The sequence below is a fragment of the Paenibacillus sp. RC84 genome, assembly GCF_041260495.1.
GTDB lineage: Bacteria > Bacillota > Bacilli > Paenibacillales > NBRC-103111 > Paenibacillus_F.
In genome coordinates this window covers 1-1,087 of record NZ_JBGBYL010000029.1, presented here as the reverse complement: position 1 = coordinate 1,087, position 1,087 = coordinate 1, and the positions used below count along the sequence as shown (strand labels likewise).

Annotated in this window: 3 protein-coding genes; all 3 read left to right on the top strand. The window is 53.5% G+C overall.

Translation table 11 applies throughout. The features are described 5' to 3' along the window. On the top strand, positions 1 to 285 hold a 285-nt coding region (locus ABH899_RS28570; RefSeq protein ID WP_483312627.1), incomplete at its 5' end, for a head-tail connector protein. An 11-nt stretch (positions 286 to 296) separates the two neighbouring features. Then, on the top strand, positions 297 to 776 hold the full coding sequence (locus ABH899_RS28565) for a phage virion morphogenesis protein (RefSeq protein ID WP_370002300.1): 480 nt from the start codon (positions 297 to 299) through the stop codon (positions 774 to 776). Then, positions 777 to 1,087, top strand: a 311-nt coding sequence (locus ABH899_RS28560; RefSeq protein WP_370002297.1) for a hypothetical protein, incomplete at its 3' end; no start/stop codon positions are given.

Here is a 1,087-nt window from a genome sequence, read left to right as displayed (position 1 = left end):
TTTACAATCGAGTCCGAAAACGGCATGTTGTTTCGGCGTTCTGGGTGGCCTTGTGGGACACGTACGGTCGAAGTAGAGTATTTGGCCGGGTATATCCTTCCGAGCGACGAGCCGGGCGCAGAGAAAGCCACATTGCCGGAAAATTATGAGCTGGCCTGTATTCTTTACGCTCAAATGCTTATGCGTAGCCCAGGAGTCACGTCGGAGCGTGTTGGCGATATCTCCGTGACATACGAATCTGGCGAGGGGATGCCCCAGACCATTAAAGACCTAATTCGGTTGTGAGGTGATAGGGGATGCCGAAAAAAACACGCCGTCGGGCACGGGCGGCAAATGTGACGGTGAACGAGTGGACCTATCTGCCGGACATTCTCAAAAAAATGCGGGGCCTGTCACGCGAGGAAGTGCATATCGGGGTTGAAGGCGAAGGAGAAGGGGCGATGATTGCGGCCATACACGAGTTCGGGTCCGTGAAAGCAGGAATTCCGGCGCGTTCCTTCATTGGCACCGGGAAAAAGAAAGCGCAGGCGGCCATTTCAAAGCTGGCGAAAGCCGGAGTCAATGAAATTGTGCTGAAAAACCAAACGGCTACCGGCCTGCTTATTGCAATTGGCGCAATCGGTACGAATCGGGTTTTGAAAAACTTTGACAAGATTCGGACGCCAGAGCTTTCCCCCATCTACGCCAAGCGCAAGGGTAACAACAAAATTCTGGTCCAGGAACAAAAGCTTCGAGATTCCATTACTTCCATCCTGGTCCGCCGAGGGGGAAGATAGATGGAATTTCGTTTTGCGGCGATCCTTCGTAAACATTCCAAGCCATATGACCTCATTCGTAAGGGTTCGGGCGGCGATTATGACGATGATGGTGTTTGGGTGCCGGGGCAACCCGAACGCGTGACTTTGACCGGCGTCCTGCAGCCGGTTAGCGCCCAACTGATGCAGGTGGAAGGCGGCCGGTATACGGAAGAGGACCGAACGTTATACACGCTTTATGCACACGAACCCGGGGACCTTGTTACCTACAAGGGTGTGCAATATACCGTGGTGTCTCCCCAAGAAAGGGAGTACAGGGACGTCAACCAGTA